Source organism: Seonamhaeicola sp. MEBiC01930, from assembly GCF_045277075.1.
GTDB lineage: Bacteria > Bacteroidota > Bacteroidia > Flavobacteriales > Flavobacteriaceae > Seonamhaeicola.
The window spans coordinates 427,166-446,121 of the sequence record NZ_CP104270.1 but is presented as its reverse complement, the minus strand read 5'-3'; the positions used below and the strand labels follow the sequence as shown (position 1 = coordinate 446,121).

The following is an 18,956-nucleotide window of genomic DNA, read 5'->3' as shown; positions in this document are numbered from 1 at the left end:
ATGTTTTTGTTAATACTCCCTCAGCAAATCTAGATGCTATAATGATTTAAAACATTATGAAATAGACCAACATAGCTATTTTGTCTATGCTATGCCTTTTTTTATCTACTAACAATATAATGTGCTGATATTTAGAAATTTAACAAAATTTTTACATTTTGGTCTATGAAATAATTGGGTTAGTCTATTTTAAGATACCAATTGTTTTGCTTAATTATAGTTTTGCTTTTTTAAAAAAGTAAAATGAAAATATTTTTTATAAGTATAATAGGTTTGTTTTTTATGTTTTCTTGTAGTGATGAATTAAAAACATACCCTGTTGGAAGTGATTTTATTGAGAATAATATCAATTTAAAAATAATAGATACTTTTTCTATAAACACCGGAACCTTTAAGCTTGATTCTTTAGTAACATCAAGTACAAGTCGTATTTTATTGGGTAGTATAAATGACGCCTATTTGGGACAATTAACTGCTCAAACTTATTTTCAGGTTCAAAATTCTAATTTTTCTATTAGTGACGATGCGGTTTATGATTCTATTGGTTTAGTTTTAAACTATGATAAGTATTATTATGGAGATACCACTCAGGTGCAAACTTATAAAGTGCATAGGTTATTAGAATATTTTGAACCTCAAGATGATGGTGATGATTTTTATAATGTCTCTAAACTAGATTATGAGGAAGATATTTTGGGAGAGGTGTCATTTGTTCCTAGGCCTAATAGCGCAAATGATTCTATTTATATATCATTGGATACACATATTGGGGAGGAGATATTTAATAAAATTAGGGATAATGATATTAATACAGCTGATGATTTTCTACAATACTTCAAGGGCTTAACTGTAGTGCCAGATGATTCAAAAAACACGCATATTTTGGGCTTTAATTTTGAATCCTACTCAGATATTTTGAGTAATTCAAGTATGCGTATTTTTTATACCGAAGATGCCGGAGATATAAGCGAAGGTAATGATCGAGTATTAAATTTTATTGTTTCTTCTGCGGCAAAACAATTTAATGCTATAAATTCTGATTTAGAAGGTTCTTATATGAGCAATCTATTAAATCAGGATACTTCGGTATCTAGTAATGATACCGATCAATTAATATTTGCCCAAGGTGGTACGGGGGTTTCGGCTAAAATAGAAATGCCTACACTTAAAGATTTAAATACCCTTTATGATGATAGTACTGTTTTAAATGCAGAATTATCTTTTAGTCCACTTAAAAACAGTAATAATAACACCAATTCGTTACAGGATTCATTAGCTGTTTATGTCATTGATCAGAAAAACAGAATTGTTAGTCAGCTTGCTGATATAGATGCAAATTCGGTATATGCCATTTTAAACCAAAATGATGATGAGTTTACGCAAAACACTTATTATACTGTAGATATGAGTGGTTTTGTTGAAACTATTCTTAGCTCAGATTATGATTTGAACTACGCTTTAATGATTCAGTTTGTAAACTATGATAAAACCGTGAATCGTTTAGTGATTGATAATTATGATGAAAGCAATAATATTAAGTTAAGTGTAGCTTATTTAAACTATTAATTATCCTTTTAAATGAATAAAATATTCAAACAGCTATTTTTAATAGCAATAATTCCATCATGTTTTTCTCAAAATGATACCAGTACACCATATTCTATGTTTGGTTTAGGTGTTGAAAATAAAACTGCCAGCGGTGGATTAACAGGTATGGGTAATGCCGGAATAGCACAAAACAACTCTGGAGAAATAAACTTGTTTAATCCCGCTAGTTTATCAAATATTCAACAAAAATCGTTTTTATATGAATTTGGTTTGAATGGAATATATTCTTCTTTAAAAACAGACTATTTAAAGGATAATACAAGTGATTATAATATCTCTCATGTAGTGATGGCTTTTCCTTTAAAGAAAAATTTAGGAATGAGCTTTGGTCTTTTACCTTATACAAAAGTAGGTTATGATATTGATGTTGAAAATTCTATTGAAGGCTCCACAGATACGTATATCTCTAGAATTACAGGTGCTGGCGGATTAAGTAAAGCTTATTTGTCAACCGGATTTAATGTTACAGACGGGTTATCTTTAGGTGTAGATTTATCATTTCTTTTTGGTTCAATAAGTGAAGAAACTAATTTGTATTACGAATCTTTTGTTAATATAACAGATGTTAATTATTATAACGGGGTTAAGCTAAAAACAGGATTTCAATTAAATCTAGTTAAACAAGAAAATAAGGAAATTACATTAGGTGGAGTAATAGAATTACCAGCTAAGTTAACTGGTGATAAGGTAAGGAATTCAACCAAAAACTCTACTTCGGGTACAGAGATTATTGTTGATGAAGATATTGAAAACACTCTTGATGATTTTGAATTGCCGTTAGCATTTGGTTTAGGTTTAACTGCTAAACTTAATCAATCTTTGACGACAAGTTTTGATTTTAAAAAATTGTTATGGAACAATACTAATCAGTTACAAAATAATGAGCGGTATACAGATCAGAGTATTTATGCATTTGGAGCAGAATATTTACCAAAAACAAAGAACACATATTGGAGTAACGTAAAGTATAGGTTTGGTGTAAATTATAATACAGGATTTTTAACTATTTCTAACCAAAAAATTGATAGTTATTTTGCCTCAGCTGGTTTGGGCTTACCTTTATCAAATAAGGCAAAGTTGAATATTTCATATTCTTATGGCAGAGAAGGAACCCTAACAAATAATTTAATTCAAGAAAATTTTCATAAACTTACCATTAACTTAAGTTTAATAGGAAATTGGTTTAATAAAAGAAAATATCAATAGTCTTATTAAAGTAGACCCCTAGCTTTTATCTCTAAATACTTATTAATAGTATCTATAGTTAAATTTTCAGGAGTAGTTAAAATAGAATAGATACCATACTTTTTAAGTTCGTTTACAATCAATCGCTTTTCAAAAGAGAATTTTTCTGCAATTACTTTGTCATAAGCTTGTTGAACTGTTTCTGCTTTGTTCTGTATAAGATTGTTTAATTCAGTGTTTTTAAAGAAAATAACCACTAATAAATGGCTCTTAGCAATACCTTTTAAATAAGGTAGTTGTCTATGCAGGCCATCTAATGTTTCAAAATTGGTATACAATAAAATTAAGCTGCGTTGTGTTATATTGCGCTTAATATCTGCGTAAAGTCTGCCAAAATCACTTTCAAAAAAATCGGTATTTACATTATAAAGACCTTCTAGAATTAAATTCATTTGAGAAGAGCGGCGCTCAGCAACCACTCTGTTTTCAACCTTCTTTGAGAATGAAAATATTCCTGCCTTATCTTGTTTTTTCAACGCCACGTTTGATATTACCAAGGCAGCATTAATGGCATAGTCTAAAAGAGATAAACCATTAAAAGGCATTTTCATAACTCTACCTTTATCAATAACCGAATAAATAGGTTGTGATTTTTCATCTTGATATTGATTTACCATTAATTGGTTTTTCTTTGCGGTAGCTTTCCAGTTTATAGTACGTAAATCATCACCTAATACATATTCTTTGATTTGCTCAAACTCCATAGTATGCCCCAGTTTACGGACTTTTTTAATGCCATACTGGTTGAGGTTGTTACTAATGGCTAATAAATTATATTTTCTTAGTTGGATAAAACTTGGATATGTAGGTACCATTTCACCATCATTAAAACTAAATCTACGCGAAATTAAACCAAATACAGACGATACATAAATGTTTAGTTTTCCAAAGTGATATTCACCGCGTTCGGTTGGTCTTACTTCATATTCTAATGCTGTAATACTTGATGGTGTGAGCTTTCGGTCTATTTTAAAATTTCTAACTTGAAACTGCTCAGGTATTTCGTCAATAATTCTTATATAAACAGGGAAAGTATAGAAGTTTTCAATACTTAAATGAATGGGGTTTTTATCACCGTTTGATAATTTTTCTGGTAACGTTCTAGTGCCTTTTAAACCTCGTTTTGTTGCAAAAAGAATTAGAGTGTCTAGAAAAGTTAGGGCTATTAATACTAATAGTAATAGCCTAACTGTATTGAACCATACTGGAAATACAAAACTGATTACAAACAGAATCATAATACCTATACAGATATAAAAAAAGCGGTTTTGTATGTAAAATGGTTTAAGACGTTTCACTAATTTTCTTAGATTGTTAAAAGAAATGGTTTTACTTCATAAGGAATGAGATAACTTTCATTAATGATTACCTTGGAATCTCCACAGCTTCAATAATTTGTTTTATAATTTGTTTGGTGGTAACACCTTCCATTTCACGTTCTGGAGTAACAATAACTCGGTGTTGCAATACAGGAATAGCTGCTTGTTTTATGTCTTCTGGAGTAACAAAATCTCTACCATTCATAGCTGCAAATGCTTTGCTTGCTTTTAAAATGGCTATAGACGCTCTTGGTGATGCGCCCAAGTATAAAAAAGGATTGCTTCTAGTATTTATAATGATTTCTGCAATATATTTAACCAAATGTGATTCTATAATTATTTCATTTACCAAATCTTGAAATTTTTCAATTTGCTTTTTTGATAAATGCGAAGTGATTTTATCTGTTTTTATACCCCCTTTTAAAGACTGCTCTCTGTTTATAATTTCAACTTCTTCTTCTAAATTAGGATAATCAATGTCTATTTTAAACAAAAATCTATCTAATTGGGCTTCTGGTAGTCTGTAAGTTCCCTCTTGCTCTACTGGGTTTTGAGTAGCTAAAACTATAAAAGGTAAATCCAATAGGAATTTATGGCCATCTATGGTTATTTGACGTTCTTCCATAACTTCAAACAAAGCCGCCTGCGTCTTTGCTGGTGCTCTGTTTATTTCGTCAATGAGAATCATATTAGAAAAAATAGGGCCTTTTTTAAATTCAAATTCTGAAGACTTTATATTGAAAACTGATGTCCCTAAAATATCACTAGGCATTAAATCTGGCGTGAATTGAATTCTACTAAAATCAATATCCAAAGATTTGGCTAAAAGTTTAGCGGAAATTGTTTTTGCAACTCCAGGAACGCCTTCAATAAGTGAATGCCCATTAGCCAAAATAGAAGCAATTAGTAAGTCAATCATACTTTTTTGACCAACAATTACTTTACCAATTTCGTTCTTGATTAGTGTAATTCCTTCTTGTAGTTCTGTTAAATCTACACGGTTTTTAAAATTTAAACTGTCATCTGTTTTTCTGTTTTCTCCAGAAAGTGTTTTTTCAAATTCTTGTTGCTCATTTTTAGGTTCTAAAGTGTCGTCATTTTGGTTCTCTAAATGCTCCATAATTTATTTGGTATAAAAATCTTCAATTGCTTTGTTTAATTTAAGTAAATCTGATTCTGTGCAGTTGTTTTTAGCTCTTAAATTTAAAATAAGTGTAATTAGAGATTGTATCTCTTCGCGGTTTTTATTCGTTTTTAGGCTTAGGTTTTTTACAAATTTATCGTCTAAAAGTTCTGTGTTAACAAAAAAACCACGTCTTAAATGTTCTAAAAAATACGTTATTTTTTTATCTATTATGGTATTGTGGTCTTTGGTTTCATAATATAAATTGCCAATAGTTTTGGTAAAGGCTATGGTGGAATTTTCTAATGGTTTAATGATTTTCACAATACGTTGTCTTCTTTTGGCATTAAAAATCATAAATAAAACTAAGCTAGCTAAGGCTAGCCACCAGGCATTTCTTAATGCAGGTTTACTAAGGATGAACCTTAATGGAGATTTGCTTAGGTTGGCACCAGTTTTATTAGGTGAGTCAAAATGAATGGTGTCATCTTTTAAGTAGGATAACACTGCAGCCACATATTTCTTATTGTCTTTTTTTAATAAATGGTAGTTTGTGAAAACCACGGGTTGTAAGTGTAAAAAGATGTTGCCTTGATCATGTTTTACTTTTATATAATTAACTCGGTTTATGCTATCAAATTTTTGATATCCTAGAACTGTTGTAACCATAGAATCTAATTCTGAAAAATAGTAATTACTCAAACCTTTTTCTATAACAATAGAATCTCTTGTAAAGATAGGATTGGTGAAATTTAATTCAGCTTTTCCTTTAAAATTATATTGGTTTTTAATGTCTATTGAAAGTGAATCTAAAATTTTTGAAGGCGGGTAATTGGACGAAATAAAAACATCATTTCCATGTGAGGCATAGTCTAATAATTCTTGAGCAGAAACTTCATCAATATCGGCATGCTCATTTACAAGCATGTAAGTTCCGCTTGTGTTATACGTACTATCTTCCCAATTGTATAAATCATCAAAGTATTCGTAAGGAGTTACCTTAATATTATTTACTTTACTATTATTAAATAGGTTGGCTAACTGGTCATATAGTATAAATGTCCCATAAGGCCTTTTGTGCAACTCGTTATAAGTTGGACTCCAATTAATAGGTTTTGGCTTAGAAAAATCAATAAGAATAACTACTACAAACAGTAGTATTAATAAGCCAATATATACTTTTAATGTTTTGTTCATGCTTTTACAGATTTTAAAAATTTAGTAAAAGCATCTTTGGCCTGATCAAATTCTGATGGCGTTACATTGAACTCACCATACCAAATGTAATTGTATAAATAAGAGGTGTACGTGAATTCTTTTTTTAATTGGTCTTGACTAATTTCATTTTGATAGTCACTATTGGTTTTTTCAACATCATATTCAATTATTTCTGCTTGTGTTAGTGATTTTAAAAGCCATAAATAATAATACCTAATGGCCAACCGGTAATTACTGTTTTTTTCGGCCTCATTAATAAGTTTTTTAAAATCTGTGGCATGAATATTATTCTCAATATCTGTTACAGGAATTATATTTTTATCAGAAGATTTACCAAACACCCATGTGCCTTCTTTATTCATAACAGCTTTAAAGATGAAATAAATTACCAATAGAAAAATGATTACACCAGCAATTTTTAAAGCAATATCTGTGGCTTTTGAAGCTTGTCCATCATTTGTAATATCGAATAAATTCCTAAAAAAGTCGTTTAACCATAATTTAAAACGGGTCCACCAACCTGAGCTTTCAACACTACGTTCATAAATAAAGTCTTCACCGGTGTAAACCTCATTTAAATCCTCAAAACTACGTGGTGATATTTGGGGTGAAGTATCAACTTTTAAAGTATCATTTATTACAATATTAACCCAGTGAGATTTAGGGTAACATACAAAACCAAAAGCAATAAAAACGATATGTAACCAAAACTTTTTATTCACCAGATCCTATTTGGTCTATAATATCTTTTGTCTTTATATTTTCTTTGCCTTCCTTCAAACTATAAAAAACAATACCCTGATTAAGTTGTACTATAATACCTAAAACTGCACTTACAAGAAATGATAAAAAGAAAACAAACATCATGATAATCATCATAGTTGACCCAATTTCTTCTTCCGTTGGTCCGCCTTGTTCAATAGTAGTTAAAAAGCTTGCCATTCCAAAAAAATATGGAATTAAGGATAAAACATTCTGAGTTATATAACTCATTAAATAAAAAAGACCAACACTACCAATTGAAGCCCAAAATTTTGATGAGATTAAAGACCACGAGTATCCAAAACATTCCCAAATACCTTTTTTGTTTTCCAAATATTCCATTAAAGACATCGTAAAGAATAGTGCAAACCCTCCAAAGAGCAAGGGAATGGCTAGTATACCAATTATAGTTATCATTAAAACCATAGCACCTATAAAAAGAAGGATAAACATTGGAATTACTAAAACTAAACAACACAATACATAGATTATAAGTTTACTGATGTTCATTTTATACAATGAAACTACATCCTTAACTGTGAAGTTTTTTTCACCTTTTTCTTCATAAAGTTTTAAATATATTGGGACGTAGGCATATGAAACAATAGCCGATATTAAAGCTACAATTATGAAGACTAAAATAAAAATTATGAATAGTCCTAAATTTTCATTCATATAATCATCTATAGCCGTTGTACTTTGGCTATCTATTATGCCTCCAAAGACTAGATTGGTATAAAACTTAGTAAAAAAATACCCCATAGCAATGAGTATTAATAAGAAAACACCATTGATGATAAAGTAATGTTTAAAGAAATGTTTACCGTTTTGTTTTAAAAAAGCAAAGGTGTCTTGAAAAAACTCGCTAAAACCTCTAGACTTATATAATTGCATGTTTGTTTTTTAATTTTTTATGTAAAATGAAAGGGTATATTAAGTAGTAAAACGAAATAATGCTAAGCGTGGTTAAAATAATTCCTACTGATAACCAATTAGGCATTACATTAGAATATCGCGTAACATAACCCTCTAAAATACCAGCTGCAATGGTAAAAGGAAATGTGCTAATAAGAATTTTTATCCCATCTTTAACTCCTATTTTAAATGATGTTATTCTAGAGTATGTTTTAGGGAATAAAATACTTGCACCTAGAATTAAACCAGCTGCACCTTCAATTACAATTGCGAAAATCTCCATTGATCCGTGAATCCATATACCACGTACACTTTCCCAAAGTACACCGTGTTTATAAAACATATACTGAAAAGCACCAACCATGATGCCATTATTAAGCATATAATACCCAGTGCCCAATCCACCGAAAACACCAAAAATAAAGGAGCAAATACCAACATAAAGATTATTTAATGTGATACCAAAAGCACTGCCCCAATTACTTCCACTTTTATAAACTGCAACAGGATCGCCTTTTTCAATATTTTCAAGAGTTTCATTAACATATCCATCAGATAAAATAAGTCTAACAAATGAGTCGTCAAACGCAGCTGAAAGTGCTCCAATAGCAACAAAACTTAAAAATATAATAAAGGCATAAAGTATATACCTCCTATACTGATATACAATTAAAGGCACTTCAATTTTCCAGAAATGAACAAACCGATTTGTGTCTTCTCGCTTTGTTTTATAAATTTTTTGAAAAGCCTTGGCGGCTAAGTTGTTTAAGTAAAGTATTGTTTTACTTTTGGGGTAATAGGTTTGAGCATAAGAGAGGTCGTTAACTAAATGTATATATAATGAAGCTAGTTCGTCTGGGTTTTTTAAGGTTTTTCCAAAAATAGCTTTTTCAAAGTTTAGCCATTTTTCTTTATTCTGTTTAATAAAGGCTACTTCTCTCATCTAAAATCAAAGCTAATCAAATTTTTTATTAAAAGTACTTTATATCTTACAGATTTTTACAATAGATTTGTATGGAGAAAAGGCGCTGTTTATATGGTAGAATTGCAAATAAATACAACTCAAAATGTGAATATTAATTTTACAGCGGCGAGTGTTGGTGAGCGCATATTAGCCTATGGTGTAGACTGGGTTATTAAAATAGCTTATATCATTGTAACCTATCAACTAGTTTTTAATTTATTCAATGTTGATGATTTGGTAAGAGATATGGATGGGTGGTCGCAAGCAGCAATATATGTATCATTCTATTTGCCAGTTATTTTCTATACATTAATTTTTGAAAGTATACTTGATGGGCAAACCTTAGGTAAGCGTGTTTTGAAAATACAAGTGGTTAAGATTGATGGCTATCAAGCTTCGTTGGCAGATTTTGTAATTCGATGGTTTTTTAGAATTGTAGATTTAAACATCATGAGTGGAGTAGTGGCGCTTATTTCAATAATAATGAGTGATAAAAACCAACGTTTAGGTGATATGACTGCTGGTACTTCAGTCATTTCCTTAAAAAATAAGGTGAACATAAGTCATACTATTTTAGAGGATTTAAAGCAAGATTATGTGCCCACATATCCTAATGTTATAAAATTGTCTGATAATGATGCACGAATTATAAAAGATACCTTTACTACAGCTAAGGCCTCGAAAGATTATCCTACACTAATAAAATTAAGAAATAAGCTTATAGAAGTTGTTGAAATAAAAGAGGTGAAGCAAAAAACTGATATTGAGTTTATTGATGTTATTTTAAAGGACTATAACTACTATACTCAAAATATGTAATGTTTTATACTATTGATATTTTAGGCACTATAGCTTTTGCTGTCTCTGGTGTTTTAGTGGCCTTCAACAAAAAGATGGATTTGTTTGGGGTGCTTATTATAGCTTTTGTAACAGCAGTTGGTGGTGGTACATTACGTGATCTGCTTATTGGTGATACTCCGGTAAGTTGGATGAAGGATATAGCTTATACGTATGTTATTATTGCATCGGCTGTTTTGGCTATTATTTTTAGAAGTAAAATAAACTATTTAAGAACCTCCTTGTTTTTTTTCGATACGATTGGTATTGGACTTTATACTTTGGTGGGCATAGAAAAAGGAATTCAAGCAGATTTACATCCTATAATTTGTATAGCTCTTGGTACTATGACGGCAAGTTTTGGAGGAGTTATCAGAGATATTTTGTGTAATGAAATCCCTGTGATTTTTAGAAAAGAAATATATGCAACAGCCTGTATTTTGGGAGGAGCAACTTATTTTTTAATTATTCAATTACCGATTGAAACTAATGTTGTTTTCATTATATCGGGTATTGTAGTTATAGTAACTCGTCTGTTAGCTGTTAGATTTAAAATAGCACTCCCTAATATTTATAGATCTTAGCTTAGGTTTTATTAATCAAGAATCTCAACGTTTCTTATGTAAATGTTTTTCATTGGCCAATCTCCATCATCAGTTTCAACTCCGGCTATTTTGTCAACTACATCCATACCTTTGGTTACTTTACCAAAAATAGTATAGTCACCATCTAAAAAGTGTGCACCGCCTTTTTGTTGTACAATAAAAAACTCATACGGAGATGCTAATTTGTGAGGGTTGTCAATTTCGCTACTTGGCATTGAAATAACACCTCTATCATGTTTAAAGCCTCTTTTAGTATCTGCAGGTAATAAATATTTACCAATATATCCACGCTTTCTAGCGGTCTTTATATCATCACTGTTACCAGCTTGAATCATAAAGTTGTCAATTACTCTGTAAAACTGCGTATCGTTAAAATATTTTTGCCTTGTTAAAAACAAAAAATTAGAACGATGAAATCTGGTTTCGTTAAATAAGAAAATTTCAATGTCACCAAAATCTGTTGTAATTCTAACTCTATTTTCTTTATGCTTTTCATTGTATTCTAGAAAGAAATCCATAGCACTTCTAGAGTTTAACTTCGGGAATTCCCTTTTAGGTTTTACAATAGAATCTTTTACTGTTTTCTTTTTTTCAACCCTTTTTTCTACAGGTTTTGCAGTATTCTTGTTTGGTTTGTTCTCACAACCTAGAAATAAAATAAAAAGGCTAAAAATAATTCTCAGTTTCATTTTAAATAATAAAATATAATTCAGGTTAAGGAGTGATTTAATTATTCCCTATATAAAAAATAATTATTAACCAGTTCAATATAATTTCTTTTAGCTTCTTCTTCAGTAATATCTTTGGCTTGAAATAGAGCATTTGTTTTAAAGGCATTAATTAAAGCTTCTCTACTTCTTGGTCTGCCATAATCATTTGTTGCCTTTTTGTAATAAGCATATAATTTAAGTAGTGTATCTGCCGGAAATGGTTCTTTATGTTCATTTACTCTAGCAACTGCTTCTTGAAATTCTATGTCTAATTTATCATTATTCATCTACATTTCTGCAATAATGGTTTCGCCACCCCTAACTTTTTGATTTAACTGAACTTTTATATTTGTGTCTATTGGTAAAAACAAATCTACTCTAGAGCCAAATTTAATGAAACCAGCATCTGCACCTTGTTCGGCTCTGTTGTTTTGTTTTGCATAATTTACAATGCGTTTGGCAAGCGCACCTGCAATTTGCCTGTAAAGCACTTTTCCATAGTTTTCGTTTTCAACAACAACTGTAGTTCTTTCATTTTCTTCACTTGCCTTAGGGTGCCATGCCACCAAGTATTTTCCTGGGTGGTATTTGCTAAAAATAACATTACCTCCAATAGGATACCTAGTTACGTGCACGTTTAAAGGAGACATAAAAACACTTACTTGAAGGCGTTTTTCTTTAAAATATTCTTTTTCAAAAACTTCTTCAATAACTACTACTTTACCATCAACGGGAGAAATAACTTGTTTGTTGTTTAAAACTGTATGTCTTTTGGGATTTCTGAAAAATTGAAGTATTAAAATAAGGAGAACTAATAATGTAAGCATTATTAAGGTTCTTATCCAAAAGATATTTATAAAGTTATCTGTAATTAAATAGGAAGCAACAACAACAATAAAAGTTATTAAAATAATTTTATGGCCTTCTTTATGAAACATAATTTAAAAGTCTTAAAAATGAATAAATAAATGGAGCAGCAAATATAATACTGTCTAAACGGTCTAGTAATCCACCATGACCTGGCATAATTACACCACTATCCTTAACTCCAGCTTGTCTTTTGAATTTAGACTCAATTAAATCTCCTAATGTACCAAAAACACTTATTATAATGCTTAAAATTAGCCAATTAGTGAAATTTAAAGTTTCTGTAAAGGTAGCAATAAAATAGCTCGCTACACATGCGAAAAATAAACCACCTAGGAAACCTTCAACGGTTTTTTTAGGTGATATTTTTTCAAATAACTTTTGCTTTCCAAAGTTTTTTCCAACTAAATATGCAAAAGAATCATTAACCCAAATGAGTATAAAAGATCCTAATAGAATATTTGAGTTATAAGTGTTTTGATGATTTGCTATTAATATTAAGAATACAAATGCACTAGATAAATAAAAGGTTGTTAAAATAAATCTTTTTGAGGCAAACATTGGAATGGTTTTTTCTGAAAACAAATCTTTCATTAAAAACAGATTGACAAAAATTGTTATAACCATAAGGATTTGGGTAGCCTCCTCTAAGCCAAATTGGGTGTTTATCACAAGCTTCCAATAAACAAATACAAAGTAGATAATAACAAAAATAATGTGAGGAACTGGGCTTTTTAACTGAATGAGTTTTTTTAGTTCAGCTAAGCTAATTAATCCGAAAATAAAAAAGAGGATAATTAAAGCATGTTCGTTTTGTGAACAGCCTATTAATAACGAAACGTAAAGTAGGCCAGAGAAACCTCTAATTAGAATTTCTTTCATTCTATAAATCTTCTAAAAGTAGTAGGTATAGATTTTTAGCACTGCTACCATAGCTTAAGAAATCTTTTTCATCTCCAGATTTAAAGTGCTTGATGGTAGTAATATTAGTAGGTATTTTTTGTCTATTTTTAGATTTGATACCCCGAAGCCCTTCACCAATGTTTTCAACAATTTGACTTGTGGTAGCAAATACAATAAAGTTAAAAGGTAACTCAGTTAATTTTTTTTCAAAAATTTGTTTAGAGGAAATTAATAGTGAACCATCATTAGCAATTAAGTTTTCACATGTTGTAATGAAAAATGTAGATTCACTTAATCTTAACGCAGTGTTTAAGTTGGAATTTTTAAATTTAGCCTTTAAATTATCATCAAGAATCAAAACTTTTTTATCATGCCATTTGTTCTCGTCAACAATAAATTGAAGGTTCTGGTATACCTCGTTTAAATCTTCGCAATACAGAAACTTTCCCCCATTAGCTTTAAAGTTTATGGTAAACTTTTCATCTATTGGCAGTTTAATTTCTGGCATGTATTTGCCTCTTTCTTCAGATTTTAATTCCTCTCTGACACGTTCAGATTTAGAACCAAAAAGTTTTCTAAAAAGACTCATTTAATAACTGCTATTAACCCAATTCTCTAAGTTGTTTATCAAATATAAAAAATCTTAAACTATCCTTAAGGTTAATTTAAGATTTTTACTAAAAGCTTAACAAAATATATGTATTTCAGCTTATTTATTTTCTTTTTCTTCCTGCTCTTTTTCTTGTTCTGTATTTTCTTTTACTTCAGAAGTAGTTTCCTTTTCAAAAGCGCGCTTACCAAAAATTCTTTCTAAATTGTCTTTAAAAATTACTTCCTTATCAAGAAGCTCTTCGGCTAGTTCTGTTAACTTATCTTTATTTTCTTTAAGAAGTTTTATCGCTCTATCATACTGTTTTTCAATGATGTCAGATATTTCTTTGTCAATCAATTCAGCAGTTTGTTCACTATATGGTTTAGAAAATCCAAATTCATTTTGACCAGAAGAATCGTAATACGTTAAATTTCCAATTTTGTCACTCAGTCCATATATGGTAACCATAGCTCTAGCTTGTTTAGTTACTTTTTCAAGGTCACTTAATGCACCAGTAGAAATTTTATTAAAAATTACTTGTTCTGCGGCCCTACCTCCTAATGCGGCACACATTTCATCTAACATTTGCTCTGGTCTAACAATTAGTCTTTCTTCTGGTAAATACCAGGCAGCTCCTAATGAGCGCCCCCTAGGAACGATGGTAACTTTAATTAGGGGAGCGGCGTGCTCTAACATCCAACTTACAGTGGCATGACCTGCTTCATGATAAGCAACTGCTTTTTTCTCACTTGGTGTTATTATTTTGTTTTTCTTTTCTAAACCTCCAATGATTCTATCTACAGCGTCTAAGAAATCTTGCTTGTCAACTTCTTTTTTACCATTTCTTGCAGCTATTAATGCCGCTTCATTACAAACATTTGCTATATCTGCACCAGAAAAACCAGGTGTTTGCTTAGAAAGAAAATCGGTATCTAAATCTTTAGCTTTTTTAAGAGGTCTTAAGTGTACTTCAAATATTTCTTTACGTTCACGAACGTCTGGTAAATCAACATAAATCTGTCTGTCAAATCTACCTGCTCGCATAAGAGCCTTATCTAAAATGTCTGCTCTATTGGTAGCGGCAAGCACAATAACATTGGTATTGGTGCCAAAACCATCCATCTCTGTTAAAAGCTGATTTAAAGTGTTTTCTCTTTCATCATTACTTCCAGACATGGCATTTTTTCCTCTGGCTCTACCTATAGCATCAATTTCGTCTATAAAAATAATTGAAGGCGATTTTTCTTTTGCTTGTTTGAATAAATCTCGAACACGAGAAGCTCCAACTCCTACAAACATTTCAACAAAATCAGAACCTGATAAGGAGAAGAAAGGTACTTTAGCTTCACCAGCAACGGCTTTTGCTAATAAAGTTTTACCTGTTCCTGGAGGTCCCACAAGTAAGGCTCCTTTAGGTATCTTTCCTCCTAATGTGGTATATTTTTCTGGAAATTTTAAGAAATCAACTATTTCTTGAACCTCTTCTTTAGCCCCTTCTAAACCAGCAACATCTTTAAATGATGTTTTAACCTCTGTATTTCTGTCAAATAATTTAGCTTTTGATTTTCCAATGTTGAAAATTTGTCCACCAGCTCCACCACCAGCTCCACCAGACATTCTACGCATAATAAAAATCCAAACACCTATTAAAAGTATAAATGGCAGAATACCAATTAATAAATTTCCAAATGTGTCAGTTTCGGTATCAAATTCTACAATAGGCTTAGTATCTAAGTCTTCAATGATTTCATTAAGCTTATTCTCGAAATTTTGCAAGTCACCAAACTCAAATTTATAGTTAGGTAATCTACTTACTGCAGGAATAAATGGTTGTTGTTTTGAGTTTTTATGTTCATCTTTAACTTCCGCATCTGAAGTTAGGTAAACTCTAGCAACTCTTGTGTTTTTAACAATATCTATTTTTTCAACATCACCATTGGCAAGGAATCCAAAAAAATCAGATGTGGTAGTTTTTGTGCCACCACTACTACTGCTGTCCCCAAATAATTGAAAGCCTAAAAAAAGCGCAATTAAAATGCCGTAAATCCAATAAGGACTGAATTTAGGTTTCTTTTCTTTAATATTTTTTTTATCGTTTGCCATGTATTTTAATAACTTGTTTCTATTACTGTTGTTTTTGCATCACCCCAAAGACTTTCAATATCATAATACTCTCTAACATGCTTTTGAAATACATGCACTACAACATTTACGTAATCCATTAAAACCCATTCGGCATTATCCTCTCCTTCAACATGCCATGGGTTGTCTTTAAGTTCTTTACTTACTTTTTTTTGTACAGAATTAACTATGGCGTTTACTTGTGTGTTTGAAGTTCCTTCACAAATAATAAAGTAGTCACAAACAGTGTTTTCAATTTCTCTTAAATCTAGAATATTTATTTCTTGTCCTTTAACATCTTCAATGCCACTAATTATTACAGATATTAATTGGTCTGCGCTTATTTTTTCTTTCGCCATTAAATTTATTTAATTTGTGCAAAGTTATTATTTTTTTAGTTCTTTATGCTTTAAAAAAATCATAAGATTTTTAAGCCAAACAATAACTCTTTTATGCATATAATCAAACTTAATGCCATCGATTCTACAAATAACTATTTGCGAGGGCTAATAGTTAAGAAAAACGTGGAAGATTATACTGTGGTTGTAGCTAAATATCAAAAAAACGGACGGGGGCAAATGGGTACTGTATGGGAATCTGAAGCTTCTAAGAACCTTACCTTTAGCGTGTTTAAAGATTTGAGTGTCCATGTTGTAGAGTTTCCTTTTTACATTAGTATGGCAATTTCTTTGGCAATTTTAAAGGCATTAAAAACGCTTAATATTCCTGATCTACGTATTAAATGGCCTAACGACATTTTGTCAGCAGACAAAAAGATTTGTGGGATATTAATTGAAAATGTCATAAAAAATAGGTTGAACTCTACAATTATTGGTATTGGTGTTAATGTAAATCAGACTAAGTTCGAGGGGCTTCCTAAAGCTTCCTCCCTAAAAAATATTATGGGATTACAGTATGATTTGGATGAGGTTTTGTTTAGAATTATGTCTTATACTAAAAAATATGCCACCCTTTTGAAAGAAGGTAAGTATGATGATGTTAAAAATGAATACGAAGCTAATTTGTTTAGAAAGGATAAACCATCAACATTTAAAGATATTGATGGTGAATTGTTTTCTGGGTTTGTAAAAGGTGTTACCAAATATGGTAAGTTAATGGTAATTCTTGAAGATGAGATTATTAAGAAATTTGATCTCAAAGAAATAGAAATACTTTACTAAATAGCCTTTGGAATACTTGTAGCCAAAGTTTCAATGAATTTGGTAATAGGGCCTTTAATCATCATAGCCATCATAGGATTAAAGTCTCCAGAAAATTGTAATTGGACCTCACTATTATTGTCACCATTGGAAACAATGTTTCCAGTTAAAGAAAAATCTAATTTTCCACCAGCAGCACCTAAAACAATTTTATTTGGAGCTTCAATAGATTTCTTTTTTAGAATGATTTCTGGCATACCTTTAAGTGCAAAAACAAATTTATCGTCTTCTAAAACTTCAAATTTGCTAATATTTTCAGGCATAAGTGCCTCAAAATTTTTTATATCAGCTAAAAAATCAAAAACCTCTTCAGGAGTTTTTTCAACGTTTATTTTTGGAGATTCTAAATTCATATTGTAGTTAAGTTATTATTTAAAAGGTAGTTAAATTGGTTTGATTTTATTGCAAAATAACAACATAAGTTGACTAAATCAAATACTGTTCCATTCACTAGGGTTGGTATTCCATTCAGATAAAGTCTTTAATTGTTCTTCAGAAATATACTTAGTATCTAAGGCTTGTTCTAACAAGCTATCATAGTTGCCTAATGTTTGTAAAATTACATCAGCGTTTTCAAAGTTTTTGGTAGCAGTTTCAAAACCATAAGTAAAAATGGCAATCATGCCTTTAACATTAATATTGGCATCTCTTAAGGCGCTAACCGCATTTAAACTACTTTTTCCTGTGCTTATTAAATCTTCAACAACAACAACATTTTGTCCTTTTTCAATAAAACCTTCAATTTGATTTTTACGCCCATGACCTTTTGCATCAGGTCTAACATAAATAAAAGGTAAGCCCAAATATTCTGCAACTAACATACCAATACCTATGGCACCTGTGGCTACTCCAGCAATGGCATCCGGTTTGCCGTATTGTTTTTCAATTTGTTTAGCCATTGTTTCCCTTACATAATTACGGATAGGAGGGAATGATAGTATTATTCTATTGTCGCAATAAATAGGAGATTTCCAGCCGGAAGCCCAAGTAAAAGGTTCTTTTGGACTAAGTTTTATAGCATTTACTTGTAATAAAACTTCGGCAGTTTTTCTAGCAATATCTTTGTTAAAAATCATGTTGGCAAAATTACATATAAATTTAATTTTTTGATATGCTTACTTTATGAATAAAAATATTTTTTTCAACAATTATTGGTTTGTTTGTAAAAATGATATTTTTACAAACTGGAATTCTTAATGAAACCATATGTATAAAGTGTTTGTTGGTGATAAGCCTATAATTTTAACCACTAAAGTTGAGCAAGAAACAAACTTTAAAAATTATCTGTTAGATACTGTAAATATTGGTAAGGTAATAAAAGAGCTAAACAACTCTTCATTATCCGAGGTAAGATTAATTCATAAAGACCAGGATAAGCTTTTAAACAAATTTTTAAAAAAACTACCCAATGTAATTGCTGGAGGAGGAAAGGTTTTTAATGATAAAGGTGAAGTTCTATTTATATATAGAAATGATAAATGGGATTTACCAAAGGGAAAAGCAGAAAAAAAGGAGACTATAGAAGAAACTTCAATTAGAGAGGTAGAGGAAGAAACTGGAGTAGAAGGCTTAAAAATCACAAAACCATTAGAAACAACTTACCACATTTTTAAACGTAATGGACGTCATAGAATAAAAATAACCTATTGGTTTGAAATGAAGACTTCTTTTGACGGTACATTGTTTCCTCAAGAAAAAGAAGGAATAACTAAGGTAGAATGGTTAAACGAAAAACAATCGGAAAAAGCACTAAAAAACTCTTATGCTAATATTAGGGCCTTAGTTTAAGGTTTTAAATTCTCTTATTTTTAATTTAATGTGGAGTTTTTGATTAATATTTATTTTTTAATATTCAAACTCTATTTTTTATCAAATCTTTCAGAATTAAAAAGTTTATTATACCTTTTTTATATGAGATTTAAAAAAAAAGAAGTATTTTTAGAAATA

At 30.4% G+C, this 18,956-nt stretch carries 21 protein-coding genes; 6 read left to right on the top strand and 15 right to left on the bottom strand.

Translation table 11 applies throughout. The features are described 5' to 3' along the window. Positions 1-243 precede the first annotated feature (243 nt). On the top strand, positions 244-1,566 hold the full coding sequence (locus tag N1F78_RS02135; RefSeq protein ID WP_406684546.1) for a DUF4270 family protein: 1,323 nt from the start codon (positions 244-246) through the stop codon (positions 1,564-1,566). A 12-nt stretch (positions 1,567-1,578) separates the two neighbouring features. Continuing rightward, the gene (locus tag N1F78_RS02130) at positions 1,579-2,814 is read left to right on the top strand and encodes an OmpP1/FadL family transporter (RefSeq protein WP_406684545.1); all 1,236 of its coding nucleotides are present in this window, start codon (positions 1,579-1,581) and stop codon (positions 2,812-2,814) included. Positions 2,815-2,819: 5 nt separating this feature from the next. On the opposite strand, the gene N1F78_RS02125 is transcribed toward N1F78_RS02130, so the two are convergent. The 6 genes from N1F78_RS02125 to N1F78_RS02100 all read right to left on the bottom strand — a co-directional run bounded on the left by N1F78_RS02125 (position 2,820) and on the right by N1F78_RS02100 (position 9,133). Beyond that, positions 2,820-4,151, bottom strand: a complete 1,332-nt coding sequence (locus tag N1F78_RS02125) for a DUF58 domain-containing protein (protein WP_406684544.1) — start codon at positions 4,149-4,151, stop codon at positions 2,820-2,822. A gap of 67 nt (positions 4,152-4,218) precedes the next feature. Continuing rightward, positions 4,219-5,292, bottom strand: coding sequence for an AAA family ATPase (locus N1F78_RS02120; RefSeq protein WP_406684543.1), 1,074 nt, complete (start codon positions 5,290-5,292; stop codon positions 4,219-4,221). Between the two features lie 3 nt (positions 5,293-5,295). Then, positions 5,296-6,492: a DUF4350 domain-containing protein gene (locus N1F78_RS02115; RefSeq protein WP_406684542.1), complete on the bottom strand. Its 1,197-nt coding sequence runs from the start codon at positions 6,490-6,492 to the stop codon at positions 5,296-5,298. Then, positions 6,489-7,235 carry a DUF4129 domain-containing protein gene (locus tag N1F78_RS02110; RefSeq protein ID WP_406684541.1) on the bottom strand — a complete coding sequence of 249 codons (747 nt, stop codon included), beginning with the start codon at positions 7,233-7,235 and terminating at the stop codon, positions 6,489-6,491. Before N1F78_RS02110 ends, N1F78_RS02115 begins: the two co-directional genes overlap by 4 nt. Continuing rightward, a complete protein-coding gene (locus N1F78_RS02105; protein WP_406684540.1) occupies positions 7,228-8,169 on the bottom strand; it encodes a hypothetical protein in 942 nt (313 codons plus the stop codon). The genes N1F78_RS02110 and N1F78_RS02105 overlap by 8 nt, the downstream gene beginning before the upstream one ends. Continuing rightward, a complete protein-coding gene (locus tag N1F78_RS02100) occupies positions 8,156-9,133 on the bottom strand; it encodes a stage II sporulation protein M (protein WP_406684539.1) in 978 nt (325 codons plus the stop codon). Before N1F78_RS02100 ends, N1F78_RS02105 begins: the two co-directional genes overlap by 14 nt. Before the next feature lie 93 nt (positions 9,134-9,226). Here N1F78_RS02100 and N1F78_RS02095 point away from each other — a divergent pair, with 93 nt between their 5' ends. Together N1F78_RS02095 and N1F78_RS02090 are read left to right on the top strand one after the other, a co-directional pair. Further along, positions 9,227-9,973, top strand: a complete 747-nt coding sequence (locus N1F78_RS02095) for an RDD family protein (protein WP_406684538.1) — start codon at positions 9,227-9,229, stop codon at positions 9,971-9,973. Beyond that, positions 9,973-10,575, top strand: coding sequence for a trimeric intracellular cation channel family protein (locus N1F78_RS02090; protein ID WP_406684537.1), 603 nt, complete (start codon positions 9,973-9,975; stop codon positions 10,573-10,575). The genes N1F78_RS02095 and N1F78_RS02090 overlap by 1 nt, the downstream gene beginning before the upstream one ends. 11 nt (positions 10,576-10,586) lie before the next feature. Here the strand turns inward: N1F78_RS02090 and N1F78_RS02085 are convergent, their stop codons facing one another. The 7 genes from N1F78_RS02085 to rsfS all read right to left on the bottom strand — a co-directional run bounded on the left by N1F78_RS02085 (position 10,587) and on the right by rsfS (position 16,148). Further along, positions 10,587-11,285: a peptidylprolyl isomerase gene (locus tag N1F78_RS02085; protein ID WP_406684536.1), complete on the bottom strand. Its 699-nt coding sequence runs from the start codon at positions 11,283-11,285 to the stop codon at positions 10,587-10,589. Positions 11,286-11,326: 41 nt separating this feature from the next. After that, positions 11,327-11,593, bottom strand: coding sequence for an acyl-CoA-binding protein (locus tag N1F78_RS02080; protein ID WP_406684535.1), 267 nt, complete (start codon positions 11,591-11,593; stop codon positions 11,327-11,329). Then, positions 11,594-12,244: a phosphatidylserine decarboxylase family protein gene (locus tag N1F78_RS02075; protein WP_406684534.1), complete on the bottom strand. Its 651-nt coding sequence runs from the start codon at positions 12,242-12,244 to the stop codon at positions 11,594-11,596. Then, positions 12,234-13,055, bottom strand: a complete 822-nt coding sequence (locus tag N1F78_RS02070; RefSeq protein ID WP_406684533.1) for a phosphatidate cytidylyltransferase — start codon at positions 13,053-13,055, stop codon at positions 12,234-12,236. The genes N1F78_RS02075 and N1F78_RS02070 overlap by 11 nt, the downstream gene beginning before the upstream one ends. Position 13,056: 1 nt before the next feature. Further along, positions 13,057-13,665, bottom strand: a complete 609-nt coding sequence (locus N1F78_RS02065) for an LUD domain-containing protein (RefSeq protein ID WP_406684532.1) — start codon at positions 13,663-13,665, stop codon at positions 13,057-13,059. Positions 13,666-13,785: 120 nt separating this feature from the next. Further along, positions 13,786-15,771 (bottom strand): ATP-dependent zinc metalloprotease FtsH, encoded by a 1,986-nt coding sequence (ftsH, locus tag N1F78_RS02060; protein ID WP_406684531.1) that lies wholly within the window; start codon positions 15,769-15,771, stop codon positions 13,786-13,788. Between the two features lie 5 nt (positions 15,772-15,776). Next, positions 15,777-16,148 carry a ribosome silencing factor gene (rsfS, locus tag N1F78_RS02055; RefSeq protein WP_406684530.1) on the bottom strand — a complete coding sequence of 124 codons (372 nt, stop codon included), beginning with the start codon at positions 16,146-16,148 and terminating at the stop codon, positions 15,777-15,779. A gap of 93 nt (positions 16,149-16,241) precedes the next feature. On the opposite strand from rsfS, the gene N1F78_RS02050 reads away from it, so the two are divergent. Beyond that, positions 16,242-16,970 carry a biotin--[acetyl-CoA-carboxylase] ligase gene (locus N1F78_RS02050; protein WP_406684529.1) on the top strand — a complete coding sequence of 243 codons (729 nt, stop codon included), beginning with the start codon at positions 16,242-16,244 and terminating at the stop codon, positions 16,968-16,970. Here N1F78_RS02050 and N1F78_RS02045 read toward each other — a convergent pair. Together N1F78_RS02045 and pyrE are read right to left on the bottom strand one after the other, a co-directional pair. Further along, the gene (locus N1F78_RS02045; protein WP_406684528.1) at positions 16,967-17,362 is read right to left on the bottom strand and encodes an SRPBCC domain-containing protein; all 396 of its coding nucleotides are present in this window, start codon (positions 17,360-17,362) and stop codon (positions 16,967-16,969) included. The genes N1F78_RS02050 and N1F78_RS02045 overlap by 4 nt on opposite strands. 78 nt (positions 17,363-17,440) lie before the next feature. After that, positions 17,441-18,085, bottom strand: a complete 645-nt coding sequence (gene pyrE / locus N1F78_RS02040) for an orotate phosphoribosyltransferase (RefSeq protein ID WP_406684527.1) — start codon at positions 18,083-18,085, stop codon at positions 17,441-17,443. 130 nt (positions 18,086-18,215) lie between these two features. On the opposite strand from pyrE, the gene N1F78_RS02035 reads away from it, so the two are divergent. Beyond that, positions 18,216-18,797 (top strand): NUDIX hydrolase, encoded by a 582-nt coding sequence (locus tag N1F78_RS02035; protein WP_406684526.1) that lies wholly within the window; start codon positions 18,216-18,218, stop codon positions 18,795-18,797. Positions 18,798-18,956 lie beyond the last annotated feature (159 nt).

Excerpts from the sequence above, each read along its gene's own strand:
- N1F78_RS02135 (WP_406684546.1), top strand. The coding sequence starts at position 244 with ATGAAAATATTTTTTATAAGTATAATAGGTTTGTTTTTTATGTTTTCT.
- N1F78_RS02130 (WP_406684545.1), top strand. The coding sequence starts at position 1,579 with ATGAATAAAATATTCAAACAGCTATTTTTAATAGCAATAATTCCATCA.
- N1F78_RS02120 (WP_406684543.1), bottom strand. The coding sequence starts at position 5,292 with ATGGAGCATTTAGAGAACCAAAATGACGACACTTTAGAACCTAAAAAT.
- N1F78_RS02115 (WP_406684542.1), bottom strand. The coding sequence starts at position 6,492 with ATGAACAAAACATTAAAAGTATATATTGGCTTATTAATACTACTGTTT.
- N1F78_RS02105 (WP_406684540.1), bottom strand. The coding sequence starts at position 8,169 with ATGCAATTATATAAGTCTAGAGGTTTTAGCGAGTTTTTTCAAGACACC.
- N1F78_RS02100 (WP_406684539.1), bottom strand. The coding sequence starts at position 9,133 with ATGAGAGAAGTAGCCTTTATTAAACAGAATAAAGAAAAATGGCTAAAC.
- N1F78_RS02095 (WP_406684538.1), top strand. The coding sequence starts at position 9,227 with ATGGTAGAATTGCAAATAAATACAACTCAAAATGTGAATATTAATTTT.
- N1F78_RS02090 (WP_406684537.1), top strand. The coding sequence starts at position 9,973 with ATGTTTTATACTATTGATATTTTAGGCACTATAGCTTTTGCTGTCTCT.
- N1F78_RS02085 (WP_406684536.1), bottom strand. The coding sequence starts at position 11,285 with ATGAAACTGAGAATTATTTTTAGCCTTTTTATTTTATTTCTAGGTTGT.
- N1F78_RS02080 (WP_406684535.1), bottom strand. The coding sequence starts at position 11,593 with ATGAATAATGATAAATTAGACATAGAATTTCAAGAAGCAGTTGCTAGA.
- N1F78_RS02075 (WP_406684534.1), bottom strand. The coding sequence starts at position 12,244 with ATGTTTCATAAAGAAGGCCATAAAATTATTTTAATAACTTTTATTGTT.
- N1F78_RS02070 (WP_406684533.1), bottom strand. The coding sequence starts at position 13,055 with ATGAAAGAAATTCTAATTAGAGGTTTCTCTGGCCTACTTTACGTTTCG.
- N1F78_RS02065 (WP_406684532.1), bottom strand. The coding sequence starts at position 13,665 with ATGAGTCTTTTTAGAAAACTTTTTGGTTCTAAATCTGAACGTGTCAGA.
- ftsH (WP_406684531.1), bottom strand. The coding sequence starts at position 15,771 with ATGGCAAACGATAAAAAAAATATTAAAGAAAAGAAACCTAAATTCAGT.
- rsfS (WP_406684530.1), bottom strand. The coding sequence starts at position 16,148 with ATGGCGAAAGAAAAAATAAGCGCAGACCAATTAATATCTGTAATAATT.
- N1F78_RS02050 (WP_406684529.1), top strand. The coding sequence starts at position 16,242 with ATGCATATAATCAAACTTAATGCCATCGATTCTACAAATAACTATTTG.
- N1F78_RS02045 (WP_406684528.1), bottom strand. The coding sequence starts at position 17,362 with ATGAATTTAGAATCTCCAAAAATAAACGTTGAAAAAACTCCTGAAGAG.
- pyrE (WP_406684527.1), bottom strand. The coding sequence starts at position 18,085 with ATGATTTTTAACAAAGATATTGCTAGAAAAACTGCCGAAGTTTTATTA.
- N1F78_RS02035 (WP_406684526.1), top strand. The coding sequence starts at position 18,216 with ATGTATAAAGTGTTTGTTGGTGATAAGCCTATAATTTTAACCACTAAA.